The sequence below is a fragment of the Pseudomonas sp. PB120 genome (genome assembly GCF_009761815.1).
Taxonomy (GTDB): Bacteria; Pseudomonadota; Gammaproteobacteria; order Pseudomonadales; family Pseudomonadaceae; genus Aquipseudomonas.
This window is the reverse complement of the sequence record NZ_RWIN01000093.1, coordinates 1-24,007: the sequence shown is the minus strand read 5'-3', so window position 1 is coordinate 24,007 and position 24,007 is coordinate 1. Positions and strand designations below refer to the sequence as shown.

The window sequence follows — 24,007 nt, the reverse complement described above, 5'->3', positions numbered from 1 at the left end:
GGCTCGCTCCCACATTGAAATGCGTCACCTGTGGGAGCGAGCCTGCTCGCGAAGGCGTCATACCAACACTGAAATTCAAAGCATAAAAAAGGGCGAACCCATCAGGGTTCGCCCTTTTTGCATTGCCGTGTCTAGATCACAGCTTGGCTTGCAGCAGTGCCTCAAGTTTTTCCTGGTCCCGGGCAAACTGACGAATCCCCTCGGCCAGTTTCTCGGTGGCCATCGCATCTTCGTTGGACAACCAGCGGAATTGCGCTTCATTCAGGCTCAAACGGGCTTCACCGGCATGACCCGGCGCCAGTTTGCGCTCCAGCTTGCCAGTGTCTGCCGCCAGCTTGTCGATCAGGTCCGGGCTGATGGTCAGGCGATCGCAACCAGCCAGTTGCTCGATCTGATTCAGGTTGCGGAAGCTCGCGCCCATGACGACGGTCTTGTAGTCATTGGCTTTGTAGTAATTGTAGATACGGGTCACGGACTGGACGCCCGGATCATCCGCGCCGGTGTAGTCATTGCCGTTGGCTTTCTTGTACCAGTCGTAGATGCGGCCCACGAACGGCGAAATCAGGAACACCCCGGCGTCGGCACACGCGGCGGCCTGAGCGAACGAGAACAGCAGCGTCAGGTTGGTCTGGATGCCTTCCTTTTCGAGGATCTCGGCAGCGCGGATGCCTTCCCAGGTGGACGCGATCTTGATCAGGACGCGGTCGCGGCCAATGCCGGCCTTGTCATAGAGCTCGATCAGACGGTGCGCGCGCTTCAAGACGGCGTCAGTGTCGAACGACAGGCGCGCATCCACTTCGGTGGAAATGCGGCCTGGAATGACCTTCAGGATTTCTTGCCCTACCGCAACGCCAAAACGGTCGCTGGCCAGGCCGACATCGCCCTTGCAGTCGCGCACGCAAGCGTTCAGCAACTCGGCGTAAGCGGGAATGGCGGCCGCTTTGAGCAGCAGGGAAGGGTTGGTGGTAGCGTCCACGGGTTTAACGCGAGCGATTGCTTCGAAGTCGCCGGTGTCGGCAACGACGGTGGTGATTTGCTTGAGTTGTTCCAGCTTGGAAGTCATGGGCGTGCTCTGTCCTATGGGTCTGATGACATTACCCGAGCGCTGACAGCCACTCAAGGGCGCGTACGTGTATCGATGGCCCCAGCGGCAACAACCTGAAAACGGCTGTTTGAAAGGCGGGGCGTGGTATCGATAAATACGATGCCAAAACGCGGCACAGGTTCAACGTAACTGACCGGCAGTGGCCAGTGTGGCATCAAAAGGGGCAATGCCGGTCAGTTAAGAGAAACAACAAGCGACTCATTCCCTGTGGCGAGGGAGCTTGCTCCCGCTGGGCTGCGTAGCGGCCCTAAAAACTGTGAGTGCTGCGCACTCAAGCGGGAGCAAGCTCCCTCGCCACAATAGTATTGGCATGGAGCAAGCTCCGCTTGTTGCCTATGACGCTGTGATAATCAAACGCGAAACTGATCCATCAAACTCTGCTGCTGATTCGCCAGGCTGTTGAGCGACTGGCTCACCCGGGCCGATTCATTGGCCTGCCCCGACAGTGACTCGGTCACGTCGCGAATGGTCGCCACGTTGTTGTTGATTTCCTCGGCCACCGCACTTTGTTCCTCGGCGGCGCTGGCGATCTGCAGGTTCATGTCGCTGATGACCGTCACCGCGTCACCGATCTGGCGCAGCGCTGTCACGGCTTGGCTGACCTGCTCGACACTGCCCTGGGCCTGGCGATGGCTGTTGCTCATCGAGCCCACCACCTCCTGCGTGCCGCTCTGCAGGTGCTCGATCACCAGGCGGGTTTCTTCGACGGACTCTTGGGTGCGACGGGCGAGGTTGCGCACTTCATCGGCGACCACGGCAAAACCACGTCCGGCTTCACCGGCACGGGCCGCCTCGATCGCGGCGTTGAGTGCCAGCAGGTTGGTCTGTTCGGCGATGGCGCGAATCACTTCCAATACCGAACCGATTTTCTCGCTGTTGGCCGCCAGGCCTTCGACCTGCACCATGGCCGCGCTCATGTCGGCGGCGAGGTTGTCGATGCTGGTGGTGGTCTGGTCGATCACGGTCAGGCCGCGACGGGTGGCGTGATCGGCATCCCTCGCGGCCTGGGCGGCTTGCGCGGCGCTGCGGGCGACGTCCTGGGCGGTGGCGCTCATTTCGTGGGACGCGGTCGCGACCTGGTCCACCTGACGGTATTGCTGCTCCATGCCGGCGCTGGTCTGGGTGGCGATGGCAGACGACTGGTCCGCCGTGCTGCGCGCGTCCTGCACCGAGCGTTTGACCTCGGCGATGATCGGTTGCAGCTTGTCGAGGAAGCGGTTGAACCAGCCGGCCAGCTGGCCCAGTTCGTCCTTCTTGTCGTAGGCCAGGCGCCGGGTCAGGTCGCCTTCACCACTGGCAATGTCTTCGAGCATGTGGGCGACGCCAAGAATCGGCTTGGTCACGCTGCGTGCCATCAGCCACACCAGCAACAGGCCAATCAACGCAGCGAGCACGCCCAGGCCGAGTTCCACCAGGGTGCCGGCGGTGTTGCTGTCATCCAGTTGTTTCTTCAGCGTTTCAGCCGGCCCGACCAGGACTTTTTCCGGCACGTCGAGCAACACGCCCCACGACTTGCCGCCAGGAATCGGCAGGAACGGCGACAGCACTTTCAACTGCTGATGGCTGCGCAGGCTCTGGGTACGGGTGCTGGATGCCAGCAGGCGAACGAGTTCGGCGCCATCGGTCTGGTCCACGGCCTCCAGGCGCTGGCTGAGTTTGCTGGCGTCGGCGCTGTAGCCGGCCAGCAAGCCCGCCGGGCTGATGATGCTGACGTTGGTCTGACCGTCATAGAGTTTCTTGCTGGCGCCCTGGCTGACCGTTTGCAGGCTGTTGAGGTTGATGTCCACCGACAGCGACGCGATGACTTTGCCGTTGACCATCAGCGGGAAAACCACGCTGGTCATCAACACGTTCTGGCCGTCGATCTTGTAAAAGTAGGGTTCGATCACGCAGGGCTTGAGCGTGGTGCGTGGGCAGCTGAACCAGGCATTCGCCGCCTCGCCGCTGGGGCCGGTGCTGGTATCGGCCAGATCGCTTTCCGGCAGTGCCATGGAGGTGAGCTTGCCCGGCGTCGGTTGCGACCAGTACAGGGAGAATCGGCCTTTGTCGTTGCTGCCGAGTTCTGCCTGACCGGCAAACAGTTCGTCCTTGCCGTCCAGTGCATTGGCTTCGAAGACCAGCGACAGGCCGAGCAGATCCGGGTTGGCTTGCAGGGCCGACTTGACCTGGCGGGTCATGTCTTCACGCAGGTCAAAGGCATCGAGAAAGCGCTTCTCGGCCTGTTCCCTCAGAAACAGCACCTGACGGGAGAAGCCATGGCCGTATTGATAGGCGTCCATGAACTGCTGACGAATGTTCAACGCCTGGTTTTCGCCCTGGGATTCGATGCGGGCCTGGGCGGCTTCGTTCAGCATCTCCATGCTCGAGGCTTTCACCAGCGCGGAGCTGTGCTCCATGCGATACAGCGAAAGACCCACGAGCAGGGTCACGATACCCGCCAGGCAAAGCCCGGCCAGCAGGGTGATTTTCCATTGGATGGAAAGTTGTCTGAGCGACATGGAGACGTCCTTTATTCGATATATATCTGAGACTTTGCACTGTAGCGGCTGAGAAGCGGCTTTCTTTATCCGTTCGCCCAATAAGCGCTCACACAAAACCCTTGTAGCAGCTGGCGAAGCCTGCGTTCGGCTGCGCAGCAGCCGTAAAATCAGGTCTCACGGAGCGTCAGGCAAACCGCGTGCGCCGAATTTACGACTGCTGCGCAGCCGAACGCAGGCTTCGCCAGCTGCTACAAGGGCGGTGTTCGCTTTGACATGAGGCGGGTGCTGCGGCACAGTGCGCGCCCTCTAATAAAACCCATTCCTTCAATCCGCTGGCGCCTCTTCGCAGACTGCCGGCCGGACTCGTTTCGCTTGCCCTGAGGTAAAGATGATTAATGCTGTAATTGCCGCGGTCGGCGTCATGCTGATACTCAGCCTGTCCCGCGTGCATGTGGTGATCGCGCTGATCGTGGGCGCGCTGGTCGGTGGTCTGACCGGTGGCCTGGGCATCGACGCCACGCTCAAAGCCTTTAATAGCGGCCTCGGCGGCGGGGCGACGGTGGCGTTGTCCTACGCCTTGCTCGGTGCCTTCGCGGTGGCGATTGCCAAGTCCGGCCTGGCTCACGCCCTGGCGGATAAAGCCTTGGCGATGGTCGACCGTCAGCACGCCAGCGGTGGTCGGCAGGTCAAATGGCTGCTGATCGGCTTGCTCTGGGTCGTGGCCATTGCTTCACAGAACATTCTGCCGATACATATCGCGTTTATTCCGCTGCTGGTCCCGCCGCTTTTGTACGTGCTGACCAAACTGCAACTGGACCGTCGGCTGATCGCCTGCGTCATGACGTTCGGCCTTATCACGCCGTACATGGTGTTCCCGGTGGGGTTCGGCAATATCTTCCTGAACCAGATCCTGCTGGCCAACGTCAGCAAAAGCGGGGTGGACATCAGCCAGATCAACGTCATGCACGCCATGGCGATTCCGGCGATGGGCATGGTGTTCGGCCTGTTGGTGGCGGTGTTTTTCAGCTATCGCAAACCACGGGTCTACGACCTGGCGAAGATCGAGCAGGTGGAACAGGTCAGCATCGCGTACAACCCGATGACCCTGGCCATTGCCGGCCTGGCGATTGCGGCGGCGTTCATCATCCAGTTGCTGCTGGATTCGATGATCATCGGCGCGCTGGCCGGTTTTCTGATCTTTTCCGTCTCGGGCATCGTGAAGTGGCGTGAAACGGACGACCTGTTCACCGAAGGCATGAAGATGATGGCGATGATCGGTTTCATCATGATCGCCGCCTCGGGTTTCGCCGAAGTGCTCAAGGCGACCGGGCAAGTACGCACGCTGGTCGAGAGCGCGGCCGCATGGGTCGATCACAGCCAGGCCTTGGGGGCGTTGCTGATGTTGCTGGTGGGGCTGACGGTGACCATCGGCATCGGTTCGTCGTTCTCCACGGTGCCGATCCTGGCGGCGATCTTTGTGCCGTTGTGCGTGCAACTGGGGTTCAGCCCGATGGCGATCGTGTGCATCGTCGGCACCGCCGGAGCCTTGGGTGACACCGGCTCGCCGGCCTCGGATTCGACGCTGGGCCCGACCTCCGGCCTGAACATCGACGGCCAGCATCATCACATCCGGGACACGGTCATCCCGACCTTCCTGCACTACAACCTGCCGCTGCTCGCGTTCGGCTGGCTGGCCGCGATGGTTCTGTAATCCCACATTGACCGCATTCAACTTTTGATCCGGCGTGCCGTTAAAGCCTTTAACCACGCCATAAAAATCAAAAGAGTGAACGTCATGCGCATGAGCCTGAAGGCTAAAGTCCTGTCCCTTGCCGTCCTCCCGGTGTTGCTCTTTGCGCTGGTCATCAGCCTGACCACGTTGTTCATTCTTCAGGAACAGGCCCACAAGGAAGTCGAGGAGACGCGCCAGCGCCTGCTCAGCGATGCCAAGGCGACGCTGCAAAGCTACGTCGCGGTGGCCATGACCACGATCAAGCCGCTGTATGACGCCGCCGCGCCGGGGGATGACGCGGCGCGGGCCCAGGTGATCAAGCTGCTGTCGAGCATCACCTACGGCAAGGAAGGCTACTTCTTCGGCTACGACTCCAACACCGTGCGCCTGTTCAAGGCCAACAGCCCGGAGGGCGTGGGCCAAAGCTTCAAGGACAACCGTGATTCGAATGGCGTCTACGTCAACCGTGACCTGGTGAAAGTCGCGAAAGACGGCACCCACTACCTGCAATACAGTTCGCCGTTGCCCGGCAACAACCAGGTGCAGGTGCCGAAGCTCGGTTACACCGAATACCTGCCGAAGTGGGACATGGCGGTGGGCACCTCGGTCAACCTTGACGGTATCGAGGCGCAAGTGGCAGTGGTCGAAGCCAAGGTCCAGGAACGCATGGAAGGCGTGGTGCTGAGCATCGTCGGGGTCGCCGCCGTGGTGTTGTTGGTGATCGCTGCCGTGGGTATGTTGCTGGCTAACACGATCCTGCGTCCGCTGCACCAGATGAAAGCCAACCTCGACGACATCGCTGCAGGCGAGGGCGACCTGACCCGGCGCTTGACCATCACCAGCCAGGACGAACTCGGCGAGCTGGCCGGCTCGTTCAACCGTTTCGTCGACAAGATCCACGGCCTGGTGCGTCAGATCACCGAAATGACCTCGCAACTGACCGGGCTGGTGAATCAGGTGTCCGATCAGGCCCAGCGTTCCGATCAGGCGATGGAGCGTCAGCGTCACGAAACCGATCAAGTCGCCACGGCGATCAACGAAATGTCGGCCGCTGCCCAGGAAGTCGCCAAAAGCGCACAAAACGCCGCCGTCGCTGCGCAACAGACTGACGAAGAAGGGCAGGCGGCCAAGCGCGTGGTGGCGGGCAGCATCGTCAAGATTCATGCCTTGGTGGATGACATTCGCAGCAGCGGCGTGTCCCTCGACAGCTTGCAAAAAGACGTGTCGTCGATTGTCAGCGTGCTGGGGGTGATCCGCTCGATTGCCGAGCAGACCAACCTGTTGGCGCTCAACGCGGCCATCGAAGCGGCCCGTGCCGGTGAAGCCGGTCGTGGTTTTGCAGTGGTGGCGGACGAAGTTCGGGCGCTGGCCAGTCGCACGCAAATCAGCACCCAGGAAATCCAGGGGATGATTGACCGCTTGCAGGCCGGCACTCAATCGGCGGTGGAAGCGATGCGTCGCTCCAGTGAGGCCGGTGACGGCACTTCCGCTCAGGCGAACGAGGCGGGGGCGTCGCTCGACACCATGGCGCAGTTGATTGCGACCATCAATTCGATGAACGCCCAGATCGCCAGCGCCGCCGAAGAGCAGACCGCCGTGGCCGAGGAAATCAACCGCAGCGTGCATCAGATCGCCGTGGCCGTGGACAACGTCGCCGACGAAACCCAGCTCGGCGCCCAAACCTCCCGCAGCCTGGCCGAACTCGGCCAGCGCCTTGGCGGCCTGGTGGGGCAGTTCCGAATCTGACGAAACCTCCCCGTCGAAACGCTGTTGTGGCGAGGGAGCTTGCTCCCGCTTGAGTGCGCAGCGCTCACCGATTTTTGGGGCCGCTACGCAGCCCAGCGGGAGCAAGCTCCCTCGCCACAAAAGCAGGCGTCTGACTCAGGTTTTAAGGTCGGTCCCAGTAGGGCACCGCGCCAAAACACTCGACGAAGAAATCGATCACCGTGCGCACCTTCACTGACAACCGTCGGCTGCCGGGCCAGAGCACCGCGATCTGCTGCGGTTCGAGGCTGTTGGACACCTGATAATCCCCCAGCACTGGCACCAGCGTGCCGTTGCGCACCGCTTCACCAATCAGCCATGACGGAAACATCACCAGCCCCAGGCCTTGTTCGGCAGCCTGGGTGAGGGTGTCGGCGTGGTTGCCGGTGATCGGTCCCTTGACCGAGTAGGGCGTCCACTCCTGCTGGTCTTTGCGGAAAAACCAGCGTTGCTGACCGGTCACACCTTTGTAGGCCAGGCATTGATGGGCCGCCAAATCACTGGGCTGCTGCGGCGTGCCAAAACGCTTGAGGTAGGCCGGGCTGGCCGCGACCTGGAAGCGGTGCGGTGCGAGAATCCGTGCCTGCATGCTCGAATCGTGCAACGGGCCGATGCGAAATAGCAGGTCTGCGCCTTCCTGCAGCGGGTCCACGTAGCTGTCGGTTTGCTGGATATCCAGTTGCAGCTTCGGGTAACGCTCGCACAACGCTCCCAGCCACGGCGTCAGGTGCCGTTGCCCGAACACCACCGGGGCATTGATCCGCACCAGGCCGGTGGGTTCGCTTTGCTGTTCCTGCAGCGCCTGTTCGGCTTCCTCCAGTTGCACCAGCACCAATCGCGCGTGATGCCCGAGCATGCGTCCGGCTTCGGTGGGCGTGACGGCGCGGGTATGGCGGTAGAGCAATTGCTGGTTCAGTGCCTGTTCCATCAGCTGGATTTGCCGGGAAATCGACGAGGGCGCGAGGCCTTCACGGCGAGCGACTTCGGAAAAACTGCCGTGATCGAGTACCGCGACAAAGAGCCGGAGTGCCTTGAAACCCAATTCGTTGAGGCCGTGCATGTTGAATCCTGCTGTGCGGGTTACGCAAAAGTGTTGTCGGGATGCTCCCATTTATCGCAACGCAATGCCAACCGATAATGCCCACCAATTCCACAGACCACACAAATCCCTGTGGGAGCGAGACCGGCTTGCCGGCGATAGCGCCGGCACATCCAACATCAATGTGACTGACAAATCGCAATCGCGAGCAGGCTCGCTCCCGCAGGTGGATGGGTGTTTTATCTGAACTCGCAGGTGCTTTTATGCAATCTCCGTCAATCGAAATCGCTGCAACACCCGGGACAGGGCTGCGCTTGTTGCTATTGCCGCTGGTGATCCTCGCCGGCATGGGCCTGTCCGTGGAGGCCGGGTTGCTCGGCCCGCTTGGGGGGCAGGTCGGGCATTTGTGGGCGACCTTGAGCATCTTCGGCGTTGGCTCGGCGATCTTGTTTTTGTTGCTGTTGTTCAGCGGCCCGCAGCAAGGGCCGGCACTCGGCGAATTGCCGCGTTGGCAGTTGATCGGCGGGTTCCTCGGGCCGATGTATGTGGTGGTGCTGACGCTGGCCACGCCGCACATCGGCATCGCCATGACCATGATCGCGATCCTCTCCGGGCAGGTCGGCAAAAGCGTGCTGATCGATCACTTCGGCTGGTTAGGCGCGGCGCGGAAAAAGGTCAACGCTGAGCGTTGGCTGGCCTTGCTGTTGATTGTCGTGGCACTTGTTCTGATCGCTCGGGGTTAATGATGAATCTGATTATGTTGTTGGCGGTGGTCGTGGCTGCTGGTGCGGTACTGAGTGTCCAGGCGGCGATCAATGGCCGTCTCGGCGAGACCGTCGGCGTGTTGCGCAGCAGTTTGCTGACGTTCGTGGTGGGTGCGGTGGTGACCGGTTTGCTGATCCTGTTTTTCGAGCCGGCCCAGGCGGTGAGTTTGCTGGACGTGCCGAAGTGGCAGCTCAGCGGTGCCTTGTTCGGCGTGGTGTACATGATGGTGATGGTCGGCGCCGTGCCGCGAGTCGGCACCGCCGTGGCGACCGTGGCGGTGATCGTCGGGCAACTCGGCATGGGCATGCTGATCGACAATTTCGGCTGGCTGGGCAACCCGGCTATCGAGCTGTCCGGCAACCGGATCCTGGCAATGGTCTGCCTCGCGCTGGCGTTGCTGTTCATGTACCGCAGCAACACGCGCCAGGCCTGACGTCGATCCGTTGCCGGTGCGATCTTTTCAGGGCGGGCACGCGTAGAATTGCGGCTTGAATCGGATCTTGAGGTTGCAGCGGTGGATTTACAGCAGGGCTTCGTCCTGACCCGGCATTGGCGCGACACCCCGGCCGGCACGGAAGTCGAGTTCTGGCTGGCGACCGACCAGGGGCCCCGGCGCATCCGCCTGCCTCATCAACCGTCGGTGGCGTTCCTTCCGGCCCTCCAGCGTGAGCAGGCCGCAGCGCTGCTGCAGGGTGAGAAAAACGTCGAGTTGCGGCCATTGGCCCTTATGGATTTCGAGCACCGCCCGGTGCTCGGCCTGTATTGCCAGCAGCACGGTCAATTGATCCGCCTCGACACCGCACTGAGAAGGGCGGGCGTCGATGTGTTCGAAGCCGACGTGCGCCCGCCGGAGCGCTACATGATGGAGCGATTCATCACCGCGCCGGTCATTTTCGGTGGCACGCCAGATGCCGAGGGCCTGCTGCTCGACGCACAAATGAAACCCGACCCCACTTATCGACCGAACCTCCGGTTGGTGTCCCTGGACATCGAAACCACCGCCCAGGGTGAGTTGTATTCGATTGCGCTTGAAGGCTGCGGCGAGCGCCAGGTGTACATGCTCGGCCCGCCCAACGGCGACGATTCGGGCGTCGATTTCCAGCTCGAATACTGCGACTCCCGAACCCTGCTGCTGAAAAAACTCAACGAATGGTTCGAGCGGCACGACCCCGACGCGATCATCGGCTGGAACGTCGTGCAGTTCGATTTGCGGGTGCTGCACGAACACGCCCGACGCTTGGCGGTGCCGCTGAAACTGGGGCGTGGCGGCGAGGAAATGCAATGGCGCGAACACGGTAGCGGCAACCATTACTTCGCTGCGGCGGCGGGCCGATTGATCATCGATGGCATCGAGTCGCTGCGTTCGGCAACCTGGAGTTTCCCCTCGTTCAGCCTGGAAAACGTCGCCCAGACCCTGCTCGGTGAGGGCAAGTCGATCAGCACGCCGTACCAGCGCATGGACGAAATCAATCGCATGTTCGCCGAGGACAAACCGGCGCTGGCCAGGTACAACCTCAAGGACTGCGAGTTGGTGACGCAGATCTTTGCCAAGACCCAGTTGCTGACGTTTTTGCTGGAGCGTGCCAGCGTCACGGGGCTGCCGGCGGATCGCAGCGGCGGTTCGGTGGCGGCGTTCACGCACCTCTACATGCCGCTGATGCACCGCCAGGGCTTCGTGGCGCCCAACCTTGGCGGCCGTCCACCGCAGGCGAGCCCCGGTGGTTTTGTCATGGACTCGCAACCGGGGCTGTACGAATCGGTGCTGGTGCTCGACTACAAAAGCCTCTACCCCTCGATCATCCGCACCTTTCTGATCGACCCGGTGGGGCTGATCGAAGGCCTCAAGCATCCGGACGACAGCGCGTCCGTCCCCGGTTTTCGAGGTGCGCGGTTCTCAAGAACCCGGCATTGCCTGCCCGCCATCGTCGCCCGCGTGGCCGAGGGCCGGGAAACGGCCAAGCGCGAACACAACGCGCCGCTGTCCCAGGCGCTGAAAATCATCATGAACGCGTTCTACGGCGTGCTCGGTTCCAGCGGTTGCCGCTTCTTCGATACGCGCCTGGCGTCGTCCATTACCCTGCGCGGCCACGAGATCATGCTGCGCACCCGGCAACTGATCGAGGCCCAGGGGCACACCGTAATCTACGGCGATACCGACTCGACGTTTGTCTGGCTGCGCCGCGCCCACGGCCAGGAAGAAGCGGCGAAGATCGGCCACGCGCTGGTCGACCACGTCAACCAGTGGTGGCGCGAGCACGTCAAACAAGAATACGGGCTGGAAAGTGCCCTGGAATTGCAGTTCGAAACCCATTACAAACGCTTCCTGATGCCGACCATTCGCGGGGCGGAGGAGGGCAGCAAGAAGCGGTATGCCGGGCTGGTCACCCGTGCCGATGGCAGCGAGGAAATGGTCTACAAGGGCCTGGAAACCGTGCGCACCGACTGGTCGCCACTGGCGCGACAATTCCAGCAGGAGCTGTATTCACGGATTTTCCATCGCCAGCCTTATCAGGATTACGTGCGCGATTACGTGCGCAAAACCCTGGCCGGTGAGTTCGATGATCGCCTGATCTACCGCAAACGCCTGCGCCGCACCCTTGATGACTATCAGCGCAACGTGCCGCCGCACGTGCGGGCGGCGCGCATTGCCGACGATTTCAACGATCAGCAGGGCCGGCCGCGGCAATACCAGAATGGGGGCTGGATCAGCTATGTCATCAGCGTCGCCGGGCCCGAGCCGCTGGAGATTCGCAGCGCGGCCATCGATTACGACCATTACGTCACCCGGCAGCTGCAACCGGTGGCGGACGCGATATTGCCCTTCGTGGACGACGACTTTTCAACGTTGATTGGTGGGCAACTGGGCCTGTTTTGAGTCCAGCAGCGATAGCGTCCAGTCATCCTGGATCCCGTGAAAGTAGCGATCCAGCGCTTGGTGAAACGGGCTGTCGTCGGGCGCGAACTGGCAGAAAAGGGTCATGGATGAATGGAATTTGAGGTCGTCGGGATGGCCGAAAATGTCCGCAATGGAGCGTTGCTCGACGTTCAGCACCAACTGCGTGCAAGTGCGCAACCGTGCGCCCAGCAGTGGGTGATCCAGATAAGCCGTGGCTTCCGCCGCGGAACCAATGGCGAAATGCCGGGACATCTCGCTGCTGCCCAGCCCGGCGATCTGCGGAAAAATGAACCACATCCAGTGCCGACGTTTCTTGCCGGCACTCAGTTCCTCCTGAACTCGCTCGAACACCGGCGCCTGCGCCTGGACAAAGCGTTGCAGATTAAACGCGTCCAACTGATCGGTGCTTCTCATGAAGAAGCCCTCTGATACCACTGCGATGGCTAGACCATGGCCAACCGCTGTTTGCGTTGTGGCGCACGAAACGCTTGGTCCAGCGCCTCCAGATCACCCGTTTCCAGCCGCACCTGCGCCGCTTGCGCATTGAGCTGTACGTGTTCGGTGCGGACCGCCTTGGGGATAGCGATCACGCCCTCTTGTCGCAGAATCCATGCCAGCGCCACCTGCGCTGGCGTGACGCCGTGACGGGCGGCAATGTGTTTGAGCGCCGGATGGGCCAGCATCTGCCCGCCCTGGCCAATCGGGCAGTAAGCCATGATCGGCAGGCGATGCTGTTGGCATGCCGGCAGCAGATCGAATTCTATGCCGCGCTCTTCTAGATTGTAGAGCACCTGATTGGTTGCACAGGCCGGCGAGGCCAGGGCCTGCAAGTCATCGAGGTCAAAATTGGACACGCCCCAGCGGCCGATCTTGCCCGCTTCGCGCAACCGCTCGAAGGCCTCGACGGTTTCCTCCAGTGGATACTGGCCACGCCAGTGCAGCAAATACAGGTCGATGTAGTCGGTGCCCAGGCGCTGCAGGCTGCGCTCGCACGCCTGAGGAATGCCGGTGCGGCTGGCGTTGTGCGGGTAGACCTTGCTGACGAGGAAGACGTGGTCACGCTGACCGGCAATGGCTTCGCCCACCACTTCCTCGGCGCCACCTTCACCGTACATTTCGGCGGTGTCGATCAGGGTCATGCCAAGCTCGATGCCCAGGCGCAGTGCGGCGACTTCCTCGGCGCGTCGGGCGGGATCTTCGCCCATGCGCCAGGTGCCCTGGCCAATGACGGGGACGTTGACGCCTGCCAGTTCGACGGTCCGCATGAAAACCTCCTTTTTTGACTCGATCAACGCTCTACGGTTGGCAGCAGCATACGCCTGAGGTTCCGTAGAGGTGTAACCGTTGGCGAGCCGCAAAGGTTGCGTTCGAGCCGGGGTCGGACTGCCGGCACTGCACTTTTTCCGGATTCATGGCTCTACCCTTGGCCAGCCTGCGGCGATCCCCACCTCAGGCCCATGCCCAAGTGCACGTGCCCATGGTTCGAGTGTTACCTCTCATCACGTCTCCCGCCCGCCGCCATTGCCTGCTGCTGGCCTGCGTTTCGATGCTGTTCGCCAGCGGTTGCAGCCAGCAGCAAGGGCGCGACATCGTCAGCCAGTTTCGCGAAGGCACCCCCCAGGAATTCCTCCAGACCAGTGTCGATCGCATGGCGACCCTGACCATGCGCGACAACCTCGACAGCCTCTATTTGCTGATGAACAAGCTTTACCTGCGCAATCCCGAGGAGTTGAAAAAATCCGGCTTCCTCGACGCCCGCACCGCTGGCAAGCAAGTGCGCATCGCCATCGAACAGCAACAGCCGTTGCCGACCTTGGGGGGCAAAAAGGACCTGGCGGCCCTGAGCTACGCCATGAGCCCCGAATTCCTCGGTGACCGGGTCGGCGCCTTCATCTATGCCATCGGCAGCATGCTGGTGACCGCCCACGGCAATCGGCTGGAGTTCTACATGACGGACGCGATCAACCCGACGTTCGTCAGCAACGCCGCACGCAATATCGAAAAAGCCACCTGGATCCTCAGCCAACGGCAAAACAAGAATGGCGAGCTGTTGCTGTTCTCCAACGAGATCTCGGAGGAGGGCAGCAATCTTAGTTTCGCCGTGGAGTTCGGCAAGATCGTCGCGCGCCTGGACTTGCTGACGCAGATGCTCGACGAGCGCTATCGGCGGATCGGCCTGAATTATGCGCAGAGTTTGCTCTTCCTCAATTTCCTGCCGGTGCAGTGAGCCTGGAAACTACGCAAATCCCCTGTAGGAGCGAGCCTGCTCGCGATAGCGATCTACGATTCAGCATGTGGGGAGGCTGGCACTCCGCCATCGCGAGCAGGCTCGCTCCCACAATTAAAGCGGTGATTTCGTCATCGAGGAATAACGATAGACCGCATCGATATAAGTGGTTATAAGAAAAATCGCTATGCTGCGGGCCAGTTTTTTCATGCGTTTTTTGTGGGCGTGTTAATGGATCTCGTCAACTTAGGGTTGGTCGTTGCAGGGTTGGTGGTCGGCTTTATCGTCGGCATGACGGGCGTGGGCGGCGGTTCGTTGATGACCCCGATCCTGTTGTGGTTCGGGATCAACCCGGCCACGGCGGTGGGCACGGACCTGTTGTACGCGGCGATCACCAAATCCAGCGGCGTATTGGTTCATCGCAAGAACAAGAACATTGACTGGGCCATCACCGGCTGGCTGACCCTCGGCAGTGTGCCGGCGGTGGCCATGACCCTGTGGTTCCTGAGCACACTGCACACCTCGCCCGACGCCATGAACGCCGTGATCAAGCAGTCATTGGGCTTCGTGCTGTTCGCCACGGCATTGGCGATTCTCTTCAAGAAGCGCCTGCTCGACTTCGCGCATAAACGCGCGGGTGGCAACTACAACCCCAGTGGCCCGCGACTGAATGTGATGACCGTCATCACCGGCCTGGTGCTCGGCACCATGGTCGCGCTGACCTCCATCGGCGCGGGTGCCCTGGGTACCGTGGCGCTGTTCATCCTTTATCCGCTGCTGCCGACCCGTCGTCTGGTCGGGACTGAAATTGCCCACGCCGTGCCGCTGACCCTGGTCGCCGGTCTCGGCCATGCGAGCATGGGCAATATGGACTGGCACGTGCTGGGCTATTTGCTGATCGGTTCGCTGCCGGGGATCTGGCTGGGCAGTCACCTGACTGGCCGCGTCTCCGATGAGCTGTTGCGTCCTTGCCTGGCGACGATGCTGGTGCTGATCGGCTACAAACTGGCGTTCTGATTCCGTATCAGTCGTCAGTCACCCGGCTTCAAGGCCGGGTGAACATCTCCCTGCGAAGCCCGTCCGGGCCATCGCCACACCCGACTACGGTGCAAGCCTGTTGCGCAATGACTGCCCTGACCTAAGCTTGGGGCAAGGCGGAACACAATTGCGGTGCGTCACCCGGAACGAACGCCGCGATGCGCAATCATTAGAGCGTGGATATCAAAAGGAGATGCGCATGCTCATCAGGTCATTGACCCTGGCAACCTTGCTGGCGATTGCCGGCCCCTTGTTCGCCGCCGATGGCGACTCACCGCTGGACATGGACAAGGGCAGGTCTCGGCCACTGATTGTTATCGCTCCCAGCACGGTCGATCCGGCCTGGGTCAGCCTCAAGAAATCCCTGGAAGAACCGGACAACAAGAAGGGTTTCGCTGATCGAAACATGGTGCTCTACACCGTGCTCAACCTGATGGGCCAGCGCGAAGGCAAAGACCTGGGGCCGCAAGACACGGCGGCCTTGATCCGCTCGCTGAAGTTGGGCGCCGGGGCCAAGACCAAGGTGATTCTGGTCGGCAAGGACGGCGAAAAGAAACTCGAACAATCCGATACGCTGGACCTGAAGGCGATCTTCAGCGCGATTGACCAGTTGCCGGCGACAGAGAGCGAAGTCGCGCCGCCACCTCCGCCGCCGCAGGAAGAAGCTGCACCGGTGAAAGGTGCCAAGGGGGCCAAGGGTGCAAAATCTGGCAAACCGGCGAAGCCGACCAAGCCACCGGAAATGCCGGATGATTGAAACTGAGTGATTTTTTTGTGGCGAGGGAGCTTGCTCCCGCTGGGTCGCGAAGCGGCCCCAAACCAGGCGCCGCGCACTGTCGACCCAAGACGACTGCTGCGCAGCCGAGCGGGAGCAAGCTCCCTCGCCACAGGTATGTGTTTTGGTCGGAATCACCAGCTGTAGCGATAACCCACCGTCGCCGCCCAGGGCTGTTCGAGGTCGCTGCCCTTGGTGTACCCACCCTCGGCGAAGAAGTTGTGCTTGTCCGCCGCCCTCACCATGACGCCGCCACCCATCTCGCCTCGTGAGCCGGGCAAGCGGCTGTCGAGCTTCGCGTCGCTGACGGTCACCTGACTGTCGCCGGCATGTTCGGTGATCCACGTCGCCTTGGCATAGGGCTTCACTGCCACGCCGTTGCTCAACTGCAGATCACGCCCGAGCATCGCGCCGACGCGGCTTTGCACCGAGTTCATCGCCTCCTGCTCGACGCTCAAACCATTGCTGGCGGTGTACCGGCCTTCGCTGATGCGCGTTAGTTGCAGCCCTGCCTGCGGTTCGACAAACCAGTTCTGGCCAAGGTCGATGTGCCGGCCGACGAACACATCCGCGCTCACCGCGTGGTTCTTGAAGTGCGCCTTGACCCTGTTGCCGAGGTTGCTGGTGACGTTGATGTCGTTGTCCAGGCGGCTGTATTTCAGCGCACCGTCCACGTACACACCGCTACGGTCCAGATAGCTGGCGTAGCCGCCGAGCGTGGTGCTGTCGATCGTGCCTTTGCTGGCTTCGCCGAAGTCCTGCCGACCCTGACCCTGGCCGATCAACCCGCCCACATACAGCGTGCCATCGGCGAAGGGCAGGGCGTGGTCGGCACCGATTTCCATGCCGTTGACCTGTTGCTGGAAAGCCCGGCTTGCGCCCGTGTCCAGGTGTTGTCCGGCGCCGTAGCCGCGCGTCCACACACCGCCCTGATCCTTGCCGGAGCGCAGCTCAGCGAAATGCCCGGTGGTGGCGCTCATCTGCGCGCTGATCAGCGCGGCGCTCGCGGCGTGACTGGCGATGGCCGCGTTGGCGCCCTTGCTCAGGGTGTCGGCCTGAGGGCGGTGAGGTTGCACCGGCTCGGCAGGATTAACAGGACTCTGCGGCGTCTGCGGATTGGCCGGGCTGTCTGGAAGATTTTCCGCGCCGGTATCCGCCGAATTAATCAGGTACCAGTCCTCGCCAATGTGCTGCAACTCGTAACGAAAGGCCCCGGCATCCACGGTGTTGCCATCGAGCCGAAAGTCACCACTTCCGCCGTTCCCGTCCACCAGCGCCAATGCCCGCGCATTGGCCGGAGCGTTGCCCGAATCCGCGACCACCAGCGTATGGCTGCCGCTGATCTGACCTTGCACGCGCAGCAAGTCACCTTGTTGCCCGGCCAGGTCGGTGTTCATCGCAAAGGTGCCGTTGCCGCTCAGCGGGCCTTTGATCAGCAGGGTGTGGAAGCCGTTGACGGCAGGGTCGGCGAAGTGGACCTGACCCTTAACATGACTATAGAAGCCGAGGACCGCATCACCCTTGAGTTGCAGCAAACCACCCTGGTTAATTGTCGTATCACTGGCTTCGGCCCGGTCACCCAACACCATCGTGCCGCCCCGATTCACGGTCGTGTCAGCGACCACGGTGCCCGCCACGCTTTCCAGCCGGCCGCCCTGATTGACCACGGTTTCGCGGACCGAGGCGCGGTCGCTGACCGAGAGGACACCGCCGTCGTTGACCGTCGTCTGTTCGGCATTGGCGTCCTGATAGACGTGCATCTGGCTATGGTTGACGGTGGTGCCCTTTGCCAAGGCATTCATGTACACATACAGGCTGCCACCGTTGAGCAAAGTGCCGCTGACCGCCGCGTTTTGCGCCACATCGAGCAACCCGTCATTGAGCGTAGTGTCAAAAGCGGTGGCCGAGCCGAGAACAACCATCTGGCCGTTTTCCACGACAGTGCCAGAAGCCGATGCCCTGTCATCGAGCTGCAACCAGCCGTCTCCTGAAACCGTGGTGCCGAGCGCTTGTCCCGAGTCCCAGAGTCTGAAGTGGCCGTTGCTCACCTGGCTGTCGATCAGTGTGCCGCCGGTGCCCACATTCAGAATGTTGCCATCGTCCAGCAACACATGGGACTGGGTGGTTGTCAGGCAACTCATCACGTCGCAGTTCGCCGCGAACGCGTTGACGGGCGCCAGGCCAAACATCAACAAGGCGCCAGATACCGAAAACCGGGAAAAACGCACACCAGATTGAAACATGGAGATCCGCCGACTGCAGGGGAGAAAGGCGCGGATTCTCCGGGGGCGGACGAGTCGGGTAACGCAGGCGCTTCCCATGTTTTTGTAGGATGAGTCCTACAGGTGGGCGCATAACTTGTAGCAGCTGGCGAAGCCTGCGTTCGGTTCGGGCCGCGTTCGGACGTAGCAGTCGTAAACCCTGAGCATGCGGTTTTTCCTGATACACCGCGTTACCTGATTTTACGACTGCTACGCAGCCGAACGCAGGCTTCGCCAGCTGCTACAAGGAACTGTGTTGTGCCTCAAGACTTCTTTGTAGATGCTGCATATGGCCGACGAAATGTCGGTGCAATTGGGCCAACTCTTCCGGCGCAACCGCTTCGTCACACCCCCGTTCAAGCTGTTCACACGCGTTGATCAACGCCATCGCATGGATGATCCGCGCACTCCCGAGGATCTTGTGGCAGCGCCGCCCCATGGCGCTGAAATCACCGGCCGTGAACAGCGCCTGCATGGCATCGAAGTCTTCCTGGTTGGTGCGCAGGATGGTCGCCAGCAACTGCCGCGTCATCGCCGCCTCGCCGCCGGTGATGTCGAGGACTTTGGAGAGGTCGAAGCAGGTAGCCGTCTCCTGCGACGCGTGTTCGGTCCGGCGCAAATAGTGTTCGAGGGCTGACCGGGTCAGGGGTTTGAACAGGCAATCGTTCATGCCGGCTTCATGGCATCGCTGGATTTCCTCGGGCTGGGCATTGGCGGTCAGGCCCACGACGTGGGTGCTCGGGCGACCTTCGCTCGCTTCGAGTGCTCTCAAGCGGCGGGTCATCTGCTCACCACTCATCTGCGGCATGTTGCAGTCGGTCATGACGTAATCGAAGGTTTCCTGCTCCCACAGACGCAAACCTTCCACACCGTTTGCCGCACAGCGCACATGCATCCCGAGAGATTCAAGTTGCCGTTGCAGCACCACGCGATTGAACGCGTGATCCTCGACGATCAGGATGTTCCGCTCGGGGAGCGCTGGCATTGGCTCAGGTTCAACCGACGGCGTGGCCTCGTCCTCCGCCATCACTGCCACGTCGAGTTCCACGGTGAAACACGACCCTTGCCCCGGCTCGCTGGTGCAAGTCAGCTGGCCGCCCATCAACTGCGTCAATTGCTGACAGATCGCCAGGCCCAGGCCGGTGCCGATCTGCAACTCGGTGTCGCTTGAGCCGAACTGCGTGTACGGCTGAAACAGGCGCTGGCGCTGCTGCTCGTTGATGCCGATGCCGGTGTCCCGCACGCGCAGTTGCAGATGAGTGGGGGCGTGCTCGGGAGCCAGTGTCAGCTCGACATAGACTGTACCTCGCGAGGTGAACTTGATTGCATTGCTGATCAGGTTGGACACGATTTGCCGGAACCGCAGCGAGTCCAGCGCCATGGCAATCTCCGGCCCGTGGCTGATGAAGTTCAACGCCACGTTTTTCTGCTGGGCGAGGCTGGCGAAACCCTCGATCACTGTGTTGATCACGCGTACGGGATGGCACGCACCGCTGCGCAGTTCGAATTTGCCGGACTCGATTTTCGACAGGTCGAGAATCTCGCCAATCAACTCCATCATGCCGCCGGCAGACTTCTGCGCGATGTCGATCAGGTCACTGTCCGGGCGCTGGTCGCGCAGCAGTTCAAGCACACCGATCAGTGCGCTCATGGGCGTGCGGATCTCGTGACTCATCACCGCCAGGAAATGGCTCTTGCCGCGATTGGCCGATTCGGCCAGGTCCTTGGCCTGATGCAAGGCGTGTTGCAGGTTTTGCTGTTCCGTGAGGTCGATCCAGCCGCCAATGACGCCGGTCATGGTGCCGTCGGAATCGCGATAGGGCAGGGCCCAGTGATAGATGTGGTAGGTCTTGCCTTTGACCGCCATGGTGAAATTGTCGAACGACGGCTCTCCACTGGCCAGGGTCGCCTGATGGATCCGCTTGTAACGCCAGGCATCCTCGGGGGCGAGGATATTCGCCTCGATCAAGCCTTTGCCCAGCACCTGTTCAAGCTCGATTTCCATCACGTGCAGGTACGCGCGATTGCAGGTCTGCAACAACCCCTGCCGATTGCGCACGTAGATCGGATGCGGCGTGCCGTCCACCAGCACCTTCATGAACACCAGTTGGTCACTCAAGGCTTTCTGCGCTTTGAGGCGCTCCGCCATTTGCCGACGCAGCCCGAGGTTCCAGGCCAGCACCGCCATCACCACCGCCAGCAGGCCCAGCACGGCTTTGTAAAACCAGCTTTTGTAGACGTTCCAGCCGCCCTCGCTCTCCTGCGGGTTTTGCCAGCGGTTGGCCAGGTCGGTGAGCCGGTCGGGGCTGATGTCGAGCAAGGCCTTGTCGAGGATCGAGATCAGTTCGCGGTTCTCTTTCCCGGTGGCGAAACCGATCAGGGCGGGCTGAATACCAATCACCGAATCGATCTGCAGGCGGCCACGGAAAAACCGGTCGATCAAATAGGTAGCACCCAATTGCGGCTGGATCACACCTTCGACGTTACCCTCCGCGAGCAGCTCATAGCACTCGATGGGCACCTCGACTTCAAGCCGCTGAATGTCCGGCCACTCCCGTTCCAGCCAATTGGCGGCCGCCGAGCCTTTGATGATCGCCACGCGCCGGCCCTTCAACCCGGCCAGACCCGTGTGGTCTGACGGAACACGGGTCACCAGCACGAAGGGGTTGATGGCATAGGGGCGGGAAAACGTCATGCTGGCCGCGCGCTGGTCGCTGTAGGTCAGGGCGCCGATGAGGCTGACCGGGTCACGCTGCACGCGACTGGACATCGCCTCGACCGACGTAATTCTGGCCGGATGAAAGACCAGGCCCGTGCGGTCGTTGATCGACTCCAGCAGATCAGCGGCCATGCCCCGCAACTGCCCGTCGGCATTGAAGAAGCTGAAGGGGGAATACAGGTCGTTGGCCAGCACGTCGATTTGCGGATGATCCTTGATCCATTGCTGTTCGCCCGGGGTCAGTTGCAGGCGGTTGTAACCCAGCTTCGGATTGTCTCCGATGCCCCAACGCCGGGCGATCACGCTGCGCTCCTGGGGTGAAATATGGGTCAGGGCGTTGTTGAGCAACGTAAGCAACGGAGTGCCCTCGCGGCGTACAGCAAAGCTGAAGCCCTGGCCCTCGGAGTCGCGCTGGATGGTCTGTTTCAGGCTTTGCTGATAGCTGCGCTGCACCAGGTACTGCGCGGAAATCGCGTCGGTCAACAACACCATGCCCTCGCCATAGGCGACCCGTCCGAGGCCTTGGTCGGTCGAATCCACCGATTCCACGGACAGCTCTGGAAACAGCGCGGCCACACGATCCTGGTTGATCCAGTCGGAATCGAACAACACCGTGGTACCCGCGGGTGGCCGGTCATTGGGCCAGTGGGTGCCGAAGCGGCTGATCAAGACCGCCTGGTCGTAGGCATAAGGCGCACTCAACAGCAGGTCGGTAGGGTCCGCTTCCAGGTGATTGATCCGCGGAACCAGGTCCACTTCATCCTGTTGCAGCGCTGCCAGGGCGAGCGCTTGGCTGGCGTAGCGTTCGATCTGAAGGCGCACGCCCAGTCCACGCGCGAGCACGTCGAGGTAATCGGCAGACAGGCCTTCGTAATCCTTCTGGTTGGCGGTAATGTCCAGCGGTGGCCGGTCGGGCCTATACACGCCGACCCGCAACACCGCCTTGTGCGTCAGCCATTGGCGTTGCTCGGCAGTGAGCGTCGGGGTGACGCTGCTGTCGGCGGCGCGGCTGAGCAGCGCAAGCGGTTCGGCGGACGTGTGCAACGACAGCAGCATCAGCACACCCAGCAGCACTCGACGGAGAACAATCATGGTTCAGACCAGGTCGTTACGCTTGGCGAACTCGATCAGTTCCAGCAGCGTCGACACGTTGAGCTTCTGCATCAGGCGGGTTTTGTAGGTGCTGATGGTCTTGTTGCTGAGCAACATGTCATCGGCGATCTGTTTGTTGCTTTTGCCCAGCGCCAGGCCGTGCAACACCTTGAGTTCGCGGCGGGTGACGGCGCTCAATAACTGCGCTTCGTTCTGTGCGAAATCGCTTTTGCGCACCGAATCGAAGGTGCCGATGGGGAACCAGGTTTTGCCGCTGGCCACCGCTTTGAGAGCGGCGGCGATCTCTGCCGGGTCGTCGATTTTCGACAGGAAGGCCGACGCGCCGGCACGCAGGCATTGCGCCGCGTAGGCCTGGCTTTTCAACCCGGTATGAACCAGCACATGGGCCGCACTGCCACCGATACGCAAGCGGTCGATGACCGCCATGCCATCGAGTTGCGGAATGTCCAGGTCGAGCACAATCGCATCGGGCTTGAGTTCGAAGGCTTTGCTGAGGGCGTCCACGCCGTTGTCGCACTCGCCGACAATCTCATGGCCCTCGCGGGCCAGAATCATCCCGATCGCCATGCGTACCACCGCGTGATCATCGACCAACAGCACTTTCATCAATCAGCCCTCATGCCCTGATTCAGCATAGTCCCTGAGCTGTCGGGCAGCGTTGCGGGGCTGATGCGTGGCGGGCTGGATTAAAAAGGGCGGGATCGTACGCGGTTTGGGGGGCGATGCAATGGTATTCACCAATCCTTACTGCTGCTCCGCAACTTCTATTGGGGGGTTATTGGGTCAACTGGCTCAATACCGCATGGGCGATTTTGATGCGCTCCGGGTTCGGGTAGTTTTTGTTGGCCAGGATCACGATGCCGATGTCTTTCGACGGCGCGAAGGCCACGTAGGCACCGAAGCCTCCGGTTGAGCCGGTTTTGTTGATCAGCACGTTTTCCGGTTGCGGCTGCGGCGGGTTCAGCCATTGGACAGTGTGAGCTTCCATGGCCATCTGATTCGAGTTGCCGGCGAGGAGCTTTTCGAGGGTGACCGGGTAGCGGTACATCTCCCAACCCAGGCCTTGGGTCATGTCGCCGACGGTGTAATAACCGCTGTGCGTCGTGGCGATGGCCTGCTGCAGCGGCGCTTCAAGGTTCGCCGGTTTCATGTTCGCCTCAACGTAGCGAAGCAGGTCCGCCGAGCTGGTTTTCACGCCATACGCTTGCGAATCCAGCGCCCCCGGTCCAACTCGCACCGGTTTTTCATCTTTGTTGTAACCCTGGGCGTAGAGCGCCAGCTGATCCTGCGGCACGGTGAGGAACGTGTGCTGCAACCCGAGCTTGGGCAGCAGGGTCTTTTCCATCAACTGATCAAAGGGCTGGCCCATGCTGTGGGCGGCCAGATAGCCGAACAACCCCAGGCTGGGGTTCGAATACAGCCGATGGCTGCCGGCGGCGTAGGCCGGTTTCCACTGTTTGAAATAGCCGAGCATCGTGTCCGGCGCATCGGCATCGTCGGGGAATTGCAGCGGCAAGCCACCGGCGGTGTAGGTGCCCAGTTGCAGCACGCTGACGTGATCGAATGCGCTGCCGCGCAACGCCGGGAGAAGGTCGCTGGCCTTGTCGGACAAGGACATTTTTCCGCTCGCCTGAGCGTAGGCGGCGAGGGTAGCGGTGAAGGTTTTGCTCACCGAGCCGATCTCGAACAGCGTGTCTTGGGTGACAGCCTTGCCGTTTTCCTTCGAGACCACGCCGTAGTTGAAGTAATGCGGTTGGCCGTTGAGGGTGACCGCGACCGCCATGCCCGCAATCTTCTGTTGCTGCATGACTGGCAGGACGGCGTCTTTGACCGCCGCTTCGATCTGCGCGTCCGTGGGCGTGCCGGCAAGGCAGTAACCGGCACCCAGGAACAGCCCGAAGGCGCTGCAGGACAAGGTTCTGCGGAGTTTGAAGTTATGCATTTTTGAGCCGAAGACTATGAGATTCGATAGATTACCATCAAGGCACTGCGCGCTTTCGAAGGTCCCCCGAGATCATGCGGTTGATGCTGCCCCCTGTGGGAGCGAGCCTGCTCGCGATGGCGGACTTTCAGTCACATAAATGCAAAATGTG

Annotated in this window: 16 protein-coding genes and 3 pseudogenes; 9 read left to right on the top strand and 10 right to left on the bottom strand. The window is 61.4% G+C overall.

Annotated elements, in window-relative coordinates:
* Positions 1–136: 136 nt before the first annotated feature.
* The 3 genes and pseudogenes from tal to EJA72_RS29765 form a co-directional block, all read right to left on the bottom strand.
* Entirely contained in the window at positions 137–1,063 is a 927-nt protein-coding gene (tal, locus tag EJA72_RS18415; protein WP_157712838.1) for a transaldolase, read from the bottom strand.
* A gap of 392 nt (positions 1,064–1,455) precedes the next feature.
* Positions 1,456–2,037 (bottom strand): annotated as a pseudogene (locus tag EJA72_RS29770) (methyl-accepting chemotaxis protein); the annotation flags it as partial.
* 276 nt (positions 2,038–2,313) lie between these two features.
* Positions 2,314–3,282, bottom strand: a pseudogene (locus EJA72_RS29765) (HAMP domain-containing protein); the annotation flags it as partial.
* A gap of 694 nt (positions 3,283–3,976) precedes the next feature.
* Here EJA72_RS29765 and EJA72_RS18405 point away from each other — a divergent pair.
* From EJA72_RS18405 to EJA72_RS29755, 3 genes and pseudogenes are all read left to right on the top strand, one after another.
* The gene (locus EJA72_RS18405; protein ID WP_178129437.1) at positions 3,977–5,296 is read left to right on the top strand and encodes a Na+/H+ antiporter NhaC family protein; all 1,320 of its coding nucleotides are present in this window, start codon (positions 3,977–3,979) and stop codon (positions 5,294–5,296) included.
* 84 nt (positions 5,297–5,380) lie between these two features.
* Positions 5,381–6,205 (top strand): annotated as a pseudogene (locus EJA72_RS29760) (cache domain-containing protein); the annotation flags it as partial.
* A gap of 36 nt (positions 6,206–6,241) precedes the next feature.
* Positions 6,242–7,063, top strand: a complete 822-nt coding sequence (locus EJA72_RS29755) for a methyl-accepting chemotaxis protein (protein ID WP_372240717.1) — start codon at positions 6,242–6,244, stop codon at positions 7,061–7,063.
* A 142-nt stretch (positions 7,064–7,205) separates the two neighbouring features.
* On the opposite strand, the gene EJA72_RS18395 is transcribed toward EJA72_RS29755, so the two are convergent.
* Entirely contained in the window at positions 7,206–8,141 is a 936-nt protein-coding gene (locus EJA72_RS18395) for a LysR family transcriptional regulator (RefSeq protein ID WP_157712834.1), read from the bottom strand.
* Between the two features lie 242 nt (positions 8,142–8,383).
* Between EJA72_RS18395 and EJA72_RS18390 the strand changes: the two genes are divergently transcribed.
* The 3 genes from EJA72_RS18390 (at position 8,384) to EJA72_RS18380 (ending at position 11,760) form a co-directional block, all read left to right on the top strand.
* Positions 8,384–8,863, top strand: a complete 480-nt coding sequence (locus tag EJA72_RS18390) for a DMT family transporter (RefSeq protein WP_157712833.1) — start codon at positions 8,384–8,386, stop codon at positions 8,861–8,863.
* A 2-nt stretch (positions 8,864–8,865) separates the two neighbouring features.
* A complete protein-coding gene (locus EJA72_RS18385) occupies positions 8,866–9,318 on the top strand; it encodes a DMT family transporter (protein ID WP_157712832.1) in 453 nt (150 codons plus the stop codon).
* Between the two features lie 81 nt (positions 9,319–9,399).
* Positions 9,400–11,760, top strand: a complete 2,361-nt coding sequence (locus EJA72_RS18380) for a DNA polymerase II (protein ID WP_178129434.1) — start codon at positions 9,400–9,402, stop codon at positions 11,758–11,760.
* Here the strand turns inward: EJA72_RS18380 and EJA72_RS18375 are convergent.
* Entirely contained in the window at positions 11,725–12,195 is a 471-nt protein-coding gene (locus EJA72_RS18375; RefSeq protein ID WP_157712830.1) for a DUF1810 domain-containing protein, read from the bottom strand. The genes EJA72_RS18380 and EJA72_RS18375 overlap by 36 nt on opposite strands.
* Positions 12,196–12,224: 29 nt before the next feature.
* Entirely contained in the window at positions 12,225–13,046 is an 822-nt protein-coding gene (locus EJA72_RS18370; RefSeq protein ID WP_157712829.1) for an aldo/keto reductase, read from the bottom strand.
* A gap of 212 nt (positions 13,047–13,258) precedes the next feature.
* Here EJA72_RS18370 and EJA72_RS18365 point away from each other — a divergent pair, with 212 nt between their 5' ends.
* From EJA72_RS18365 to EJA72_RS18355, 3 genes are all read left to right on the top strand, one after another.
* Positions 13,259–14,008, top strand: coding sequence for a hypothetical protein (locus tag EJA72_RS18365; protein ID WP_157712828.1), 750 nt, complete (start codon positions 13,259–13,261; stop codon positions 14,006–14,008).
* A 231-nt stretch (positions 14,009–14,239) separates the two neighbouring features.
* Positions 14,240–15,025 carry a sulfite exporter TauE/SafE family protein gene (locus tag EJA72_RS18360; RefSeq protein ID WP_157712827.1) on the top strand — a complete coding sequence of 262 codons (786 nt, stop codon included), beginning with the start codon at positions 14,240–14,242 and terminating at the stop codon, positions 15,023–15,025.
* Between the two features lie 220 nt (positions 15,026–15,245).
* A complete protein-coding gene (locus EJA72_RS18355; RefSeq protein WP_157712826.1) occupies positions 15,246–15,803 on the top strand; it encodes a DUF4174 domain-containing protein in 558 nt (185 codons plus the stop codon).
* 152 nt (positions 15,804–15,955) lie between these two features.
* On the opposite strand, the gene EJA72_RS18350 is transcribed toward EJA72_RS18355, so the two are convergent.
* The 4 genes from EJA72_RS18350 to ampC all read right to left on the bottom strand — a co-directional run bounded on the left by EJA72_RS18350 (position 15,956) and on the right by ampC (position 23,856).
* Positions 15,956–18,064 carry an autotransporter outer membrane beta-barrel domain-containing protein gene (locus tag EJA72_RS18350; protein WP_157712825.1) on the bottom strand — a complete coding sequence of 703 codons (2,109 nt, stop codon included), beginning with the start codon at positions 18,062–18,064 and terminating at the stop codon, positions 15,956–15,958.
* Positions 18,065–18,323: 259 nt separating this feature from the next.
* A complete protein-coding gene (locus EJA72_RS18345) occupies positions 18,324–21,893 on the bottom strand; it encodes an ATP-binding protein (RefSeq protein ID WP_157712824.1) in 3,570 nt (1,189 codons plus the stop codon).
* 3 nt (positions 21,894–21,896) lie between these two features.
* Positions 21,897–22,520 carry a response regulator transcription factor gene (locus EJA72_RS18340; RefSeq protein ID WP_157712823.1) on the bottom strand — a complete coding sequence of 208 codons (624 nt, stop codon included), beginning with the start codon at positions 22,518–22,520 and terminating at the stop codon, positions 21,897–21,899.
* 169 nt (positions 22,521–22,689) lie between these two features.
* Entirely contained in the window at positions 22,690–23,856 is a 1,167-nt protein-coding gene (ampC, locus tag EJA72_RS18335) for a class C beta-lactamase (RefSeq protein ID WP_157712822.1), read from the bottom strand.
* Between the last annotated feature and the right edge of the window lie 151 nt (positions 23,857–24,007).